The 15,086-nt window shown below is 66.4% G+C and carries 12 protein-coding genes; 9 read left to right on the forward strand and 3 right to left on the reverse strand.

Going from position 1 to position 15,086, the window contains the following annotated elements:
* Positions 1-975: a deoxyribose-phosphate aldolase gene (deoC, locus tag L3Q65_RS40665; RefSeq protein WP_182894517.1), complete on the reverse strand. Its 975-nt coding sequence runs from the start codon at positions 973-975 to the stop codon at positions 1-3.
* Between the two features lie 136 nt (positions 976-1,111).
* Positions 1,112-1,744: a DUF1707 domain-containing protein gene (locus tag L3Q65_RS40670; protein WP_182894673.1), complete on the reverse strand. Its 633-nt coding sequence runs from the start codon at positions 1,742-1,744 to the stop codon at positions 1,112-1,114.
* Positions 1,745-1,849: 105 nt separating this feature from the next.
* Between L3Q65_RS40670 and L3Q65_RS40675 the strand changes: the two genes are divergently transcribed.
* The 6 genes from L3Q65_RS40675 (at position 1,850) to upp (ending at position 11,350) form a co-directional block, all read left to right on the forward strand.
* Positions 1,850-2,293, forward strand: a complete 444-nt coding sequence (locus tag L3Q65_RS40675; protein WP_237598018.1) for a protein tyrosine phosphatase — start codon at positions 1,850-1,852, stop codon at positions 2,291-2,293.
* A gap of 314 nt (positions 2,294-2,607) precedes the next feature.
* On the forward strand, positions 2,608-3,669 hold the full coding sequence (locus tag L3Q65_RS40680) for a hypothetical protein (RefSeq protein ID WP_182894516.1): 1,062 nt from the start codon (positions 2,608-2,610) through the stop codon (positions 3,667-3,669).
* 102 nt (positions 3,670-3,771) lie between these two features.
* On the forward strand, positions 3,772-7,566 hold the full coding sequence (locus L3Q65_RS40685) for a hypothetical protein (RefSeq protein WP_237598019.1): 3,795 nt from the start codon (positions 3,772-3,774) through the stop codon (positions 7,564-7,566).
* On the forward strand, positions 7,563-8,138 hold the full coding sequence (locus L3Q65_RS40690; RefSeq protein ID WP_237598020.1) for a hypothetical protein: 576 nt from the start codon (positions 7,563-7,565) through the stop codon (positions 8,136-8,138). Before L3Q65_RS40685 ends, L3Q65_RS40690 begins: the two co-directional genes overlap by 4 nt.
* 96 nt (positions 8,139-8,234) lie before the next feature.
* On the forward strand, positions 8,235-10,325 hold the full coding sequence (locus L3Q65_RS40695) for an AbfB domain-containing protein (protein WP_237598021.1): 2,091 nt from the start codon (positions 8,235-8,237) through the stop codon (positions 10,323-10,325).
* A 401-nt stretch (positions 10,326-10,726) separates the two neighbouring features.
* On the forward strand, positions 10,727-11,350 hold the full coding sequence (gene upp / locus L3Q65_RS40700) for a uracil phosphoribosyltransferase (RefSeq protein WP_116205731.1): 624 nt from the start codon (positions 10,727-10,729) through the stop codon (positions 11,348-11,350).
* Here upp and L3Q65_RS40705 read toward each other — a convergent pair.
* Positions 11,343-11,933: a TetR/AcrR family transcriptional regulator gene (locus L3Q65_RS40705; RefSeq protein WP_182894512.1), complete on the reverse strand. Its 591-nt coding sequence runs from the start codon at positions 11,931-11,933 to the stop codon at positions 11,343-11,345. The two genes, upp and L3Q65_RS40705, sit on opposite strands and share 8 nt — an antisense overlap.
* Positions 11,934-12,028: 95 nt before the next feature.
* Between L3Q65_RS40705 and L3Q65_RS40710 the strand changes: the two genes are divergently transcribed.
* The 3 genes from L3Q65_RS40710 to L3Q65_RS40720 all read left to right on the forward strand — a co-directional run bounded on the left by L3Q65_RS40710 (position 12,029) and on the right by L3Q65_RS40720 (position 15,085).
* Positions 12,029-12,430 (forward strand): MerR family transcriptional regulator, encoded by a 402-nt coding sequence (locus L3Q65_RS40710; protein WP_009072633.1) that lies wholly within the window; start codon positions 12,029-12,031, stop codon positions 12,428-12,430.
* Complete coding sequence (locus L3Q65_RS40715; protein ID WP_182894511.1) at positions 12,427-13,407, forward strand: aldo/keto reductase; 981 nt, start codon at positions 12,427-12,429, stop codon at positions 13,405-13,407. The genes L3Q65_RS40710 and L3Q65_RS40715 overlap by 4 nt, the downstream gene beginning before the upstream one ends.
* A gap of 133 nt (positions 13,408-13,540) precedes the next feature.
* Positions 13,541-15,085 (forward strand): NAD(P)-binding domain-containing protein, encoded by a 1,545-nt coding sequence (locus L3Q65_RS40720; protein WP_237598022.1) that lies wholly within the window; start codon positions 13,541-13,543, stop codon positions 15,083-15,085.
* Position 15,086 lies beyond the last annotated feature (1 nt).

The raw sequence follows: 15,086 nt of genomic DNA on the forward strand, positions 1-15,086 counted from the left end.
TCAGTCCACCGTCACGTAGTCGGGGCCGCTGTAGTGGCCGTCCACCTGGGTGCGCCGCTGCAGCAGCAGGTCGTTGAGCAGGCTCGACGCGCCGAACCGGAACAGCTCCGGCGTGAGCCACTGCTCGCCCGCGACCTCGTGCACGGCGACGAGGTACTTGATCGCGTCCTTCGTCGTCCGGATCCCGCCCGCGGGCTTGACGCCGCGCAGTTCGCCGGTGCGCTCGTGCCAGTCGTGCACTGCCTGCAGCATCACGTGCGTGACCGGCAGCGTCGCGGCGGGCGACACCTTGCCGGTGGACGTCTTGATGAAGTCCCCGCCCGCCAGCAGCGCGAGCCAGGACGCGCGGCGGACGTTGTCGTACGTCGCCAGCTCGCCCGTTTCGAGGATCACCTTGAGGTGCGCCGAGCCGCAGGCCGCTTTCACGGCGCGGATCTCGTCGAACACCTCCAGGTAGCGGCCCTCGAGGAACGCACCGCGGTCGATCACCATGTCGACCTCGTCCGCGCCCGCCTCGACCGCGAGCCGGGTGTCAGCCAGCTTCACCGCGCGGCTCGTGCGGCCCGCCGGGAAACCGGTGGCGACGCTCGCCACCCGCACCCCGCTGCCCGCGAGCGCTTCGACGGCCGTCTCCACCAGGTCCGGGTACACGCACACGGCCGCGACGCGCGGGCAGTCCTGTCGCTCGGGGTCCGGCCGCATCGCCTTGGCGGCGAGACCGCGGACTTTGCCGCGCGTGTCGGCTCCTTCGAGCGTGGTCAGGTCGACCATCGACACCGCGGTGTCAATCGCCCACCGCTTGGCTTCCTTCTTGATGCTCCGGGTCGCGAGCCCTGCCGCGCGCTGCTCGACGCCGACCTGGTCGACACCGGGCAGCCCGTGCAGGAACCGCCGCAGGCTCGCTTCGTCGCGAGTGACGTCCGTCAGCGGCGACGGGGTTTCCGGCGCCGCTGCCGGGCTGGTGGTAGCTGTCATACCGCTGAGTGTAGGTGCGCGACAGCAGGCGCCGGAGCGCTCACCGGAATCTGTGGACAGCTGGTCACAGCCTCGCGGTTGTCCACAGCGCCGCGGCGCGGGCGGCAGTTTTTGTCGGTGTCGTGTGCAGCCGGGTTCAGGACTCGATCTGCGGTGCGTTCAGATCCTTGGCCGGCTTGCGGTACACGACGACGCCGCCCCAGAAGCCGAGGCCGTTGATCGTCACCGTCGGGGCGGTCGGCGGCGCCGGCGGCGCGCCGGACTTGTCCTCCAGCATGAACGCGCCCATGAAGCCGATGCCGGTCACGTTCACATTGATGTCGTCGGGGACGGTGATCTCGATCCCGCCCATGATCGCGACCGCGGTGATCGTGCACGATTTCTCGGCGAACCGGGCGCTGCGCAGGTCGATTTCGGCACCGCCCCAGAACGCGAAAGTCGTGTGCTGCTGCGGCAGGACCCAGCTGCCCTTGCGCACGGCCCCGGACATCACGCCGATCGACACGGCGGAACCGGGATGCCCGCCGACGCGGTTGTCCGGCAGCCCGAGCGCGCGCGAAGGGGCGGGCTGCAGCGACGCCGACGCGGTGGTGGCGACCGCGGCGCTGCCCGGCAGATCGGCGGTCACCGGTTTGAGGTCGGCGAACGTTTTCGCGGAGTAGACGCTGGAGAGCCGCTCTTCCAGTTCGTTGATCGTGATGCGGCCTTCGGACAGGGCCTGGTGCAGCACCTGCGCGACCTGCTCCCGATCGGCGTCCGACACGCGCATCTGGTCCGGGCCCGGCGTGGCTGGGTCTTCACTCACCTGGGGCAGCCTAGCCCTGTCAGGCCCGGCTCGGGTCCATCGAACGGTGGATAGGGGGATCATGGCGTGATGGATGCTGCGTTGATGGGGACTCTCGTGCTTCCGGACGGGGCTAGGTTGCGGGCGCGCGGGCTGGGGAAGCCGAAGCCGGAGGGGCCGGAGCCGGAATTCGGGCTGTATCTGGGGTCGCCGCGGATGCGGGCCAAGTACGACGCCTCGCTGACCTGGGAGCACCGGTGGATTCGGTGGCCGGACTTCCTCCTGCCGCGGGACCGGGAGGGGGCTCGGCGGGAGATTCTGGGGTTGCATGCTCGGGCTGTTGCCGGGGAGGCAGTGGAGGTGGCTTGCCTTGGCGGAGTGGGGCGGACTGGGACTGTGCTGGCTTGTTTGGTGACGTTGGGCGGGATGGGGGCGGAGGAAGCCGTGTCTTGGGTTCGGGAGAACCATCACGCGCGGGCGGTGGAGACGCCTTGGCAGCGGCGGTGGGTTCGGTGGTTTGCTGAACAGGGGTAGGGGCTTGCGAGAAACGTAGATATCCGGCTCATCCGAATCCGATTAAACCAAGTTGATGCTCGCTTTGCCCCTGATAGCGCTTCACGGATCTGCGCTCGAGAGCGGACCAGTCTTTTCGTGGCTTCTTCGAGACCAGCTGGAATCGCGAGTGACAGCGCATTCGCTGCTCAGGTCGCTGTCGGACAGTAGGACGATTGTCCTAGCCGGATTGCTCCGCTTTCGCCTGGTGCGCGACCTGATCATGTCGTAGCGTGCCGTATTGGGGTATTTCGGCCTAATGCCGGAGGGGGAAGGTTTCTATGCGTCGAAGACGCGTGCGCATCATGGTGTGCGCGGTGGTGCTATTGACAAGTGTTTTGTCGGCGGGTACGGCGGTGGGGGTCGAGCGGCCGGTGGCGTCCCCCCGTTCGGCGGGTCTGGCAGACGATCTGAAGTTGCTGGATCCCGCGGATTTGGTCTTGAAGATCGCCCAGACCCACCCGTACGAGATGGTGCGCACTTACGCTTGGGTCGCGTTGCTCGGCAAACCGCAGGATCAGTCCATCGCTGAGTTCCGCGCGCACGGCTATTACGAGGCGATGGAGCTCGCGAAGCAGAATGACGCGCAGAATATGGATTTCGCGAAGCGGATTCGAGACACCACGTCGCCCGAGTTCTCCCCTGAGGTCAATGCGGCGGCGGTGCGGGTGATAGCTGGCTCGCAGTCGGACCGGCAGCAGTTCGTTGATTCCGGATATGCCGCGGCGTTAGCTCGGGACAAGGCCGCGCGAGAAGAATCAGGCAAGCAGGAAGAGGCGCTGCGCGAAGCTGACCGCAAGTTCATCGAGGTGCTCGCCAAGAACGACCCTGGCAAGCAGGTCCGGCTGCGGGCACAGTGGGCGATCCGAGAGGGAGCAGGCAACGGCGCGCTGGTGGAGTTTTTCGCCTACGGCTGGGCCAGCGCGGCGAGGATCGATCTGGAGGGCTTCCTGCTCCGCGCGGCCGATAACGAGGCGAGGTGGCGGGCCAGCATCCGGCGGCTGTTCGTCGACGCGCAGGAAGCTGAACAGGCGGCGAACAAGGCTGCTGAGGAGTTCCGCGAGCAAGCCAGGCAAAACGCGGCGCGCGCGTGGCGGACAGCGGCCGATCAAGCGACTCCCGCACGTACCGAGTGGCAAGGTGCTGAGGACGCTGCCCGCACCCAGGCGGAGACCTGGCGGAGGGTCGCTGCGGCTGCGGAGGGCGCGGCAGGGCCGAACTGGGCAGCGATCCTCGCTCCGGCACACGACAACGAGCAACGGTGGGCGACGGAGCGGCAAGCCGCCGATAGCCAGGTCGCGAACTGGACTGCGCTGTGGGAGCTGGCGCAGGCCGGCGAGCAGCGAATGACGAAATAGCTGCTCGCTTGCAGGCACGCTGGCTCTCCTTCTTCGAACTATCCGGTTTTCTCGAATTCTTCGACGGGAGTACTCGTCATGTCTCGGTTACGAAGATCGGTCGTGGCATTTCTCGCGGTGTTGTTGCTGGCTGGGCTGGTTCGGTCCGTTCCGGCCGCGGCGGAGCGAGCCCCGGCATCGGGGCCGGCGCGGGCGGCTCCAGCCTCGGTGTGGCAGGGCTGGCAGTCGATAGGTGTTCCGGTCGATCCGTTCCTGAGGGACGTGGTCGCCGACTACGCCGAACTAGATGAAGACCATGAGGTGCGTGAGGCCGCACAAGCCGCGCTTGACGCATTCAGCACCGAATCGCTCGAAGCGTTTATGGCGACGGGCATCGACCAAGCCAAGGCCCGCGCGAGCACCCGCAAAGCGGGGGTCGCCCGGCAGCACCGCGAGCAGATCGAGGCCATGGCTGGAACAGGCGGTGCGATCTTCAACGCCGAGGTAGTGCGCGTTCTCGCCGGAACCGACGGGGATCGCGCCGACTTCCTCGCGTTCGGAGCAGAAATCGCCCGGAAGCGAGACGAGCAGACTCAGCTGAACGCCGAAGCTCGGGCGAAGCAGTTGCGTGACCGGGTGAGGTTGCTGGTGGCGACCGGCGGTCTCGAACTGCGCAAGGCCGCGCAGGCCGCGCTGGATGCGGGGGACGCCGCGATCGCGGCATTCTTCGCAACGGGCGGTTACGAAGCCGCCGTCGACCGCGACGTGCAAGCTCGGGAAGCATTGCTGGAACAGCAGCGGCAGCAGCGCGAGGCGGCTGAGAAGCTTTCCGCGTTGGCGAAGCGAGCGAAACAAGCCTGGGATGCCCGCCGGAATCTGCTGATCGCGCATGGCAACGGCGTTAACGCGCTGCGGCGGGCGGCGAACGCGATGACCCTGGCCGCGAATGAGTCGCGCACAGCTGCGCAGATCCTGGCTGCCCATGAAGCGGGCGGGGCGCATCCGCCAGAGGCGTTCAACGAGGTCAAACGTGAAGTCGCACGCCAGGTCGATAACACCCGGCAGGCCGCGACGGACGCGGAGCAGGCCGCGGTCACTGCACAGGCGCAGGCGGACATCCTCGTCGGGATCGACTTACCCTATGGCGCGCAATGGGCACGGATGGCGCAAGGGATGCACCTGGCCGCGCAGGCCGCCGGCGGTGCGGCAGAGACGGCCCAGCACACAATCGAAGCTACGGCCTCGACGGATGCCGCACGGGACGCGCAGGAGAAAGCGCAACGGAGCGCGGAGCAGGCCGCGAAGTGGCGCCAACAAGCCGAACAGCACGCGGCGGCCGCCGCGCGAGTCGCCGAGTCTGCGCAGTCGGAAGCGAACGCAGCGAAGGACGCCGCGACGCGAGCACGTGACGCCAGGATCTCGGCAGAACAGACAGCTCGGCAGGCATGGGCCGAGGCCGCCAAAGCACGGGAACAACGAAACATTGCGCAGCAGGAGGCGGGCAAGGCCGCCGAGGCGAGGAAACGCGCCGAGCAGGAACGAGGCACCGCCGCTCAGCAAAGAGCTGAAGCGGAGAAGCAGGCCGCCGTGGCGAAGACTGCCCGCGGCAACGCCGAGCGGCAGGCCGACGTAGCCCACGATGCTCGCCTGCGCGCGGAAGGTCAGGAGGGTGACGCCAAGAAGGCGGCTGATTCGGCGGAGACGGAGGAACGCAAGGCCGCCGCGGCCCGTGATCGGAGTTTCGTCGCGGAGCAGGCACGGCAAGCCGCCGAGGCCAAGCAGCAGGCGTTGGACGCGGGCGCGGCAGCGGCACGGGGCAAGCCGTACGAGCCGCAGGCCAAGGCCGCGGCCGAACAAGCCCGTCAGGAAGCGGTAACCGCGACGAACGCGGCCACCCAGGCCCGTAACGAAGCCAATACCGCCACATACGCGGCCGTGCAGGCACGCACTCACGCTACTGAGGCGAGTCGGGCTGCTGCCAGAGCGCGTGCTGCTGCCAATGAGGCCTGGGCTGCGTATGCCCGAGCTGATGCCGCTGCTAGCAAGGCTGAAGTGCACGCTGCGAACGCCCATGCACTGGCGATGCGCACCGACCAAAAGGCGGCCGAGGCTACCTCGAACGAGGTGCAGGCCGCGGAGCACGCCAACGCAGCGGTGCAGTTGTCTCAGCAGGCGGCGGTGGAAGCGCAGCAGGCGTTGTTCGCAGCCGGCCGAACCAAGGCCGAGGCGGACGCGGCCGCGCAGGAGGCGGTGTCCGCGGCAACACAGGCTGAGGTCTCGATCCGTGCTGCAGCGGCGGCGAGGGCGTCTTCGAACGGGATAGCTCAGCCCGCGAACACGGCGATCACTATCGTGGCTCCGTTCACCGGTGAGGACCTTGGCGCCGACTTCGCGGCCGAGGTGGCCCGGCAGGCCGGGCTCGTCGGCGAAGAGCAGGCAAGGCAGGCCGAATCCCGCGCGACCGAGGCGAAAGAGGCCGTCCGGCTGGCGCAGGAGGCTGCGGACCGGGCCTCGGCCGAGGTCAAGCCTGCCTATGATGCGGCGGCTGCCTCCGCCCGGTCCGCCGCGGCGGCAGCCCATTCTGCCGCTGAAGCGCAACGAGCCGCCGCCGATGCCGCGGCTCAAGGGGTACTGGCGCGGGCAGCAGCGGCGAGCGCCAATGACGCGGACCGGCAGGCACAGGACGATGCCAGACTGGCCAGGGATGCGGCCAACGCCGCTTGGGCCGACGCTACTATCGCTGGCCGCGCGGCCGACGACGCCGCGAGAGAGGCCGCGGCTGCGGACCAGGCGGCTGGCCGGGCCGAAGCCGACGCGGACGCGGCAAGACGGGCTGCGGACCGGGCCGAAGCCGATGCCTCCGCTGCCCGGCAAGCCGCTGAAAATGCGCGTAAAGACGCCGAACGCGCCGCCGAGATGGCTCGTAACGCCGTCAGCCACGCCACCGAGGCGCAGCAGTCGGCGGACCGAGCCGAGGAGCAGCGCCGACGAGACGAGGAAGAACTTCGTCGACGGCAGGCTCAGCAGGCCGGTGACTGTCTCGCCGAGTTGACCACAGAGCAGGCAGACGACCTGGCCAGCTTCGACGAAGGCAGTGCCGCGCTAGTGGACCACCGGAAAATCCGGCAGGAATGTTTCGGCGGCGGCGATGTGCTGGCTTACCTCGCCGAGGTGGGTGCCGACGTATTGCTCGAAGTCATCGGTGTGAACGATGCCATCCGGTGTTTCGGCGACGGGAACATCGCATCGTGCCTGTGGACCGTCGTCAACGTGCTGTCCTTGGCGACGATCTTCACCAAGCTGGTCCCCATCGGAAAAGCGATCGTCTCCGCAGTCACCAATATCGGGAAGTACCTCGCCAAATCCGAGCGCATCCAGAAGATCGCGGCGAAGGTCGAGTCCATTATCCAGCGGGTCAACAAGATATGCCCGGTTCGTCCTCGCGTTCCGGCGATGGCCAGCGCTGGGGGAAGCGCTACCGCCTCCGGACCGCACGCGGTACCGAGTTGGTTATGTGATCCGCTCCCGAACCTGGGAACCTACGACGAACTGGTCAAGGAACTCGCGGTAGCCGAGCGGCTGGGCGTTACTCCGATCCGAGTGGGTACCGCTGAGTTCGATGCACTGGTCGAGACGGGGGAAGTGATGAAATGGGCAGTGATGCAGGACGGGACTCTCAGCGTGGTGCCGAAGAGCAAAAATGGCGAGGAAATCAAACACACGGTGATCAGCCGCGGGCACGACGTCGCGTCGGCCGGAGAGGCGCGGGTGACGGGGTCATCCCGTACCGGCTACGTCGGCGTGGAGATCAACCTGCAGAGCGGGCACTACATCCCGCCGCGTAGCGGCTCCTTGGGGCGGGCTTACCTGCGCATCGGGAAAGACGCGTTCGCCGAGTTCGGGGTGTTTTTCCGATGATTCCCCCTCGGCAGGAACTGCACGGGCTCGGCTTTCGTGACCTAGCCGCAAGGCTGGAAGCCGCTCGGATAACGGAGCGTCCTCAAGCTGAGCCCGCCGACCAGGATGCCTATTACTACGACTGGTACCTCGCTGTCAGGTGGTTCAAGGAGAAGTTCGTCGAGACCTGCCGCGAACTGACCGAAGCTGAATGGCCTCGTTACGCCAAGCTGGCGGACAACCTTCTCTGGGCGGCGAAAGAGTTCAGCGACTTGGATCGAACACAATTGGTTTATGATCGGTTCCATCTATCCTCGGCATTGCTGAGGAGGGTGCCACCGCGGTCCGATATCCCGTTGCTGAACCCGGCTCAACTGCTTAAGGGGTATCTGTCGGAGCTCTCGATATCTCCGGAAGAAGCGAAGGAAATGAAATCGAGGCGAGACCTTCTGGATAAGGTTGATGAGAGAAAATTATGGGAAACCAGGTGGCTGATGTCGCAAATAAAGTTCGTGGACCATCTTTTTTCGGAATCACCCGAGCTGGATGAGTATCGAAAGTGGAAAGATGTGTGGCCGGAACCGCCAATCTGAGATCGGGGAGACTGAGGGGTGCGGATGACTGCGAACGAGAACTCGGCTGGCGGGCGGAGGGCGCGAAGATGGGTGTCGATAGCCGTACTTCCAGCAGTGGTCGTGCTGCTGACGGCAGGGCTGGTTACGCCTTCAGTTGCGGCCGCTGAAGGTGCTCCAGCGGTGTTGGGGCCCGTCGCGAACGCGCGCGCGCTCGGCGGCGCGGATTCAGCGGAGAAGCTGAAGGTGCTCGGCGAGATGGGAATGCTGGGCGATGCCAGCAGACTGCTTCCCTTGAGCGACTGCAGTTTCGTGACCGAGGTGGGGCAACGAGCGCTGGCTGTTGGGAAGAAAGCGGTTTCCGAAACCGCAAGACTGGCATGGGCGGACGGGGAAAGCGCATGCACGCGATGGATCCAAGAGTTGTTCTTTCACGCCCTGAGATCGGATCAAGAAAACGAATGGGGGACGCTCACGCTGAAGCAACACGCCGCGGAGGTGGTGGGGCTGAATGCCACCCCGCAGATGCTCGCGCTGGGCGTGAAGAACTTCGTCTTCGAGGTATACAACTGGGCGGTGTCGTCGGGGCAGTCCAGAGTCAAGGCGGCCGCGTTGACTGCCTATCGGGGCGCCAGTGCAGACCAGTTGACCTTCCTTGATGTCGGTGTTGTCGAGGCGCACAACCAAGACGTGCAGGACAAGATCGACCAGGACGATCAGAAAGACCAGGAACAGAAGGCGTTAGAAAAGTCTCGGGCCGCGAAGCGGAACGCGCTGACGGTCGTTCGAGCCCAGCCTACTGACGAATTGGCCAACCTGCCCGATCAGCAGTTCATTTCGGAAATCGTCCGAAGGGCCGAACGGGACACCAGCGTATACGCTACGGCTTTGACCGCGGTGCTCAGCGAGGACCCGGCTGTATGGAAGGAGTTCATCAACGCCGGGATCTACCGTGCACGGGATGCTGATCTGCGAAGGGATGCGCAGCAGCGCGCCGAAGCGGATCGTCGTCGAGTGCTGGAGATCAGGACTAAAGCCGCGCAGAGCCTGGTCCATCCGGCATTGGTCGCAGCCGCGGACAGTGCGCTGGCCGGCGGCCCCGCCGAGGTTGGCAACTTCTTGCTGTACGGGCAGTTCCAGTCTCTGTCTCAGTCCTTCGAGTCGGGCAAGCAAGGGAAACGCGGGCGTTATCTCAACGGCAACGGCTCCGGCGTTTGGCTCGGTCCGAACAAGCCGGGATCTGCGGGGAATGTGACGTGGACCATCCGGCCAGGCCTGGCCAATCCTGACTGTCACTCCTTCGAGATGTCCGGGAGCCTGAATTTCTTCCTGGTCCCTGACGGGGGTTCGCTGAGCCCGAACGGCAACCCGTTGTCCTCGTCGGTGTCCGTTTCGCCAAGCGACGACAGCGATGCTTTCCGAAGGAAGGCGACCTGGTGCGTCGAGAAGCGTTCGGCGGATACCCTGGCCTTCAAGTCAGCGGCTTACCCCAATTATTATCTTCGCCAGCAGCAGGATTCGTCGGTCGGTCTCGGCCGGAGCGGGCCGAGGTGTGAAGCCACTGAACCGTCGAGGCCAGGTCAGATCCCGCCGGAGATCTGCCTGCCTATGTGGAATCCTGACAATTTCGCGGCGGAGACCGCTTGGCGCATCGCAGTGCCGAATCCGCCGGATACGTCCTCGGAGATCACTCAGCGGTGGCTGAACGACGACGCACTCCGGGCTCGGGCAGGCGAGCCGGTGCATGCCGAGCAAGCCGATGGGTCGGTGCGATGGCGCGACTACCAGCACGCCCGCCTCTACTGGCGACAGGACACCGGTGTGCATGAGGTGCGCGAGAATATCCTGGATGCGTACCTGAAGCGTTTCGGCGGCCACCAGTTCGCGAACTTCGGGCCGCCGGTTACTGACCAAAGCGTCACGCCGGATGGAATTGGCCGGTACAACCATTTCGTCAACGGTGGATCGATCTACTGGACCCAGACAACCGGTGCGTACGGAGTCTGGGGCGCGATTCGGACAAAATGGGCGGAAATGGGCTGGGAACGCTCGTTCCTGGGCTATCCGACCAGTGACGAGTACGCGATCCCGGAGGGCAGGCGGAGCACCTTCCAGGGTGGTTGGATCGACTGGATCGCGGCCACCGGCAAGATCATGGTCTGCGCGGGATCGCCTGGGCAGTCAGCGTCCTGCCGACCGCCTGCCTGATACTTGTTCGGCGGGCTCTACGGGCACTCGTCGAGCCCGCCGAACCTCGTTCTCTGTCAGGTTCAAACCCCGGCCGCGTCGACGCGGCCGGCAGACGGCTGGAGGGAAGGGCAGGGCGCGTCGGCGAGACAGCAAAGGGCTACTCGCTTGGGCGGGGGCCAGCGGGACGAACTGGAGGAGAGGTTCGGTTCATGGTGGTCGACGGTCTGCTGACGGTTCACCTCGGGAAGGTCGAGCGCTCGGTCAGCCGCGGTTGTTGCCGGCCGATCTCGCCGAGCCTGTCCTTGCTCCGTTCGTGTGGCGAGTGTGGCGATGCCGCGGCGACCCGCCGGAAGTAATCGGGCCCACGAACGCGCGGGGAAAGAGTGGCGTCCTCGAACTGGGCAGCTAAGTTGTGCGGCATGGATGTGCATGTAGTCGATCACCCGCTGGCCAAGGCTCGTCTCTCGACCATGCGGGACGCTCGGACGGACAGTGCCGCGTTCCGGGCCGCGCTGCATGAGTTGACTGTCATGCTCGTTTATGAAGCCACGCGGGACGCGCCGGTGCGGACCGAGCGCATCCATACTCCGGTCGCGCGCACTGACGCGTATCGGCTGGCCAGTCCGCCGTTGCTGGTGCCTGTGTTGCGGGCTGGGCTTGGGATGGCTGACCAGGCGCACAAGCTGATCCCGGACGCGCAGATGGGGTTCGTCGGTCTCGCTCGCGACGAGGAGACGCTCAAGCCGACCCCGTACCTCGAGTCGTTGCCCGAGTCGCTCGCGGACCGGCCTGTGCTGGTGCTGGATCCGATGCTCGCCACCGGCGGTTCGATGGAGTACACGATCCGCCTGCTGACCGACCGCGGTGCTACTGACGTCACCGCCATCTGCGCGCTCGCCGCGCCGGAGGGGCTGGCTCATCTGGAGCAGACGGGGCTGCCGGTCCGGGTGGTCACGTCGAGCATCGACGAGCGGCTCAACGACTCCGGGTTCATCGTGCCGGGGCTCGGCGACGCGGGGGATCGGCAGTACGGGGCTAGGTAAGCCAGCCGGAAGCGTTGGCGTGCAAGGCTTTCTCGTACGCGTCGGAAACGCTGAAGCCGTCGGGCAGGCGGCCGGACAGTTCCAGTGACACCAGGCCGTGCACGAAACCCCACAGGCTGACGGTGATCAGTTCCGGCGCGACGTCCTGGAACTGGCCGGACGACACTGCGGCGCGGACTACGCCCATCAGCGGGGCGAGGGTGGCTTGGGCGACCTCGTCGGCCTCGGCGTTCGGTTCGAAGCCGGGGACGGAGCGGCTGAACATGATCGCGTACAGGTGCGGGTCGGCGAGGGCGCTTTCGCGGTACGCGATGCCCAGGCGCACGAGGTCGGGCACCGCGTCGCCGGACAGGGGGACCGTCGCCAGGCGGGCGCCGAAGCGGCGGAAGCCTTCCACGTACAGTGCGTTCACCAGGTCCGGTTTGCTGCCGAACAGCGAGTACACCGCGGTGGTCGACGTGCCGGAGTCGGCGGCCAGTTTGCGCAGCGACAGGGCCTTGGGGCCGTCCGCGGAGATCAGTTCGCCTGCCCGGTCCAGGAGCTTCAGCCGGAGGGTTTCGTCGTGGGTACGGGGGCGAGGCATGTACCCAGCGTAACGCAACAACGTTATAAAACGCGAGCGTAACCGCCGGTTTAAGATTTGACCTGGAGCGCACTCCAGGTCGTACTGTCGAGCGCATGAGCTACTCGATAGCGGAAGCCGCACGACGTAGCGGCCTGTCGATCGACACCCTCCGGTACTACGAACGGATCAAGCTTCTCGAACCGCCCGCCCGCGATTCGGCGGGGCGGCGCGCCTACTCCGACGAGGACCTGAACTGGCTCGGCTTCCTCACGAAGCTGCGGCTCACCGGGATGCCGATCAAGAGCATGCGCGAGTACGCCTCGCTGCGCAGGCACGGGGTGGCCAGCGCGGGGCGCCGCAAGGCGATCCTCGTGGAGCAGCGGCAGTCGGTCGCCGACCGGATCGCCGAGTTGCAGGGGTGCCTGGACATTCTGGACTACAAGATCGCCAACTACGAGCAGATCGAGCGCAAGGCCTTCGGCGTCGCGCCCGAGATGGAGGGAATTTCCGCGTGATCGGTACGAGGAAGCTCGGCGCACTGGAGGTCGGGGCACAGGGGCTCGGCTGCATGGGGATGAGCTCGGCCTACGGCGTGCGCGACAACGACGGCGAGTCCGTCGCCACCGTGCACCGGGCGCTGGAACTGGGGGTGACCCTGCTCGACACGGCCAACGTGTACGGCGCGGGGGAGAACGAGAAGCTCGTCGGCAAGGCGATCGCCGACCGTCGCGACCAGGTGGTTCTCGCGACGAAGTTCGGCATCGTGCACACCGACGAGGGCATGACCGCGCGCGGGGACGCCGCGTACGTGAAGCAGTGCTGCGACGAATCGCTCCAGCGGCTCGGGGTCGACCACATCGACCTCTACTACCAGCACCGCGTCGACCCGAACGTCCCGATCGAGGAGACCTGGGGCGCGCTCGCCGAGCTGGTCGAGGCCGGGAAGATCCGCTTCGCCGGGATCTCCGAGGCAGGCGCGGAGACCATCCGGCGGGCGCACGCGGTGCATCCGGTGACCGCGCTGCAGAGCGAATGGTCGCTGTGGACGCGCGGCATCGAAGACGAAATTCTCGGCACCTGCCGGGAGCTGGGGATCGGAATCGTGCCGTTCTCGCCGCTGGGTCGCGGATTCCTGACTGGCGCGGTCACCTCGGTGCAAGAGCTGCCCGAGGGCGACATGCGGCGCGGCCTGCCGCGGTTCGCCGAGGACAACTTCGCGCGCAACATGGCGATTGTCGAGGCGCTGCGCGCGCTGGCCGCGGACAAGGGCGTCACCGCGGGGCAGCTGGCGCTCGCCTGGGTGCAGGCCAAGGGGGCTGACGTTGTGCCGATCCCGGGCACGAAGCGGCGGAAGTACCTGGAAGAGAACGTGGGCGCGGCCGAGCTGGAACTGTCCGAAGAGGACATCGCGGCGATCGAAAAGGCCGCTCCGGCCGAGGCGGTCGCAGGCGAGCGGTACCCGGAGGCGCTCGCGCGCGTCACCGGCAAGTAGCGGCTGAAGCCGGCGCCCCGCGAGCGACGCGGGGCGCCGGGGTCCCGAAGACCGGGTACGTTCTGAGGGATTTCTGAGATCTTCCGACCACTCTGATCGCCGTCAGATCAAGGCGACGCGGGAGGTCGGTGTCATGGCGGACGTGCTGGACTACCTGGTGGTCGGAGCCGGGCCGGCGGGATTGCAGCTCGGGCGGCAGCTGGGCGGGGCCGGGCGCAGCTACCTGGTCCTGGAGCGCGGGTCCGTGCCCGCCGCGTTCTTCACGCGATTTCCCCGGCACCGCACGCTCATCTCGGTCAACAAGAAGTACACCGGATGGACCGACCCCGAGCTGAACCTCCGGGTCGACTGGAACTCGCTGCTCGACGACGGGCCTGATCCGCTCGTCTTCACCGACTACAGCGCCGAGATGTTCCCGCCCGCGGAAGCGTTCCTCCGCTACGCCGCTGATTACGCGGCGAAACACGAAATCAAGATCCGCTACGACACCGAGGTCACGCGGATTTCCCGCGCGGACGAAGTCTTCACGGTCACCGCCGCGGACGGGGCAACGTTCAGCGCGCGGCGGCTGATCATGGCGACCGGCGTGACCAAACCGTATGTCCCGGACGTGCCGGGCATGGAACTGGTCGACCAGTACGCCGATTACGACACCGAGCCGGAGCAGTTCATCAACCAGCGCGTTCTCGTGCTGGGCAAGGGAAACTCCGCGTTCGAGACCGCTGACAGCATCAATGCGTACGCTGCGGTGCTGCACGTCGCGGGTCCGCGGCCGGTCAAGCTCGCCTGGCGGACGCACTTCGTCGGACATCTCCGCGCGTACAACGCCGGCGTGCTCGATATGTACCAGCTGAAACTGCAGCACGCGATTCTCGACGGCGACGTCCGCGAGATCACCAAGGACGACGACGGCTACCACGTCAAATTCGCCTTCGCCCGTGCCGACGAACTGGTCAAGGAGATCCGTTACGACCGGGTCATCGCGGCGACCGGATTCCGGTTCGACGCCTCGATGTTCGACGAGGACTGCCGTCCGGAGATGACCATCGACGACCGGTTCCCAGCGCAGACCTCGTCGTGGGAATCGGTAAACGTGCCAGGGCTTTACTTCGCCGGGACGATCACTCAGGTCCGCGATTTCAAGAAGGCCACCAGTGCGTTCATCCACGGCTATCGCTACGGCGTCCGAGCGCTTTCCAAGGTGCTCGACGAGCGTTACCACGACATCGAGTGGCCGAGCACGGCCGTGGCAGGCAAGACCAGCGAACTGGTCGACGCGGTCATCCGCCGGATCAACCGTACTTCCGCGCTGTACCAGCAGTTCGGCTTCCTGGCCGACGTCCTCGTGGTCGACGGCGACCAGGCCCGCTACTACGAGGAAGTCCCGGTCGACCGGTTCAAGGACACCCCGCTGGGCGACAGCGCCAACGCGTTCGTGATCACCCTCGACTACGGGCCGGACCACGACAAGATCGACCCGTTCGATTTCACCGTCACCCGCGCGAGCCAGGACGTCGCGAACGATTCCGGTGAAGGGCATTACCTGCATCCGATCGTCCGGCATTACCAGGGCGGCGAATTGGTCGCGACCCATCACGTCACCGAGAACCTCGAAAACGAGTGGAACCGCCCGGTGCACGTGGACGCGTTGACCGCCTTCTTCACGAAGCAGCTCTGAC

Origin of the sequence: Amycolatopsis sp. FU40 (assembly GCF_021903635.1) — a bacterium.
Classification (GTDB): Bacteria; Actinomycetota; Actinomycetes; order Mycobacteriales; family Pseudonocardiaceae; genus Amycolatopsis; species Amycolatopsis dendrobii.

What these genes read in the sequence shown, in the direction of transcription:
- upp (WP_116205731.1), top strand. Translation starts at nt 10,727, where the DNA reads ATGGATGTGCATGTAGTCGATCACCCGCTGGCCAAGGCTCGTCTCTCG.
- L3Q65_RS40705 (WP_182894512.1), bottom strand. Translation starts at nt 11,933, where the DNA reads ATGCCTCGCCCCCGTACCCACGACGAAACCCTCCGGCTGAAGCTCCTG.
- L3Q65_RS40670 (WP_182894673.1), bottom strand. Translation starts at nt 1,744, where the DNA reads ATGCGCGTGTCGGACGCCGATCGGGAGCAGGTCGCGCAGGTGCTGCAC.
- L3Q65_RS40690 (WP_237598020.1), top strand. Translation starts at nt 7,563, where the DNA reads ATGATTCCCCCTCGGCAGGAACTGCACGGGCTCGGCTTTCGTGACCTA.
- deoC (WP_182894517.1), bottom strand. Translation starts at nt 975, where the DNA reads ATGACAGCTACCACCAGCCCGGCAGCGGCGCCGGAAACCCCGTCGCCG.
- L3Q65_RS40720 (WP_237598022.1), top strand. Translation starts at nt 13,541, where the DNA reads ATGGCGGACGTGCTGGACTACCTGGTGGTCGGAGCCGGGCCGGCGGGA.
- L3Q65_RS40675 (WP_237598018.1), top strand. Translation starts at nt 1,850, where the DNA reads ATGGATGCTGCGTTGATGGGGACTCTCGTGCTTCCGGACGGGGCTAGG.
- L3Q65_RS40710 (WP_009072633.1), top strand. Translation starts at nt 12,029, where the DNA reads ATGAGCTACTCGATAGCGGAAGCCGCACGACGTAGCGGCCTGTCGATC.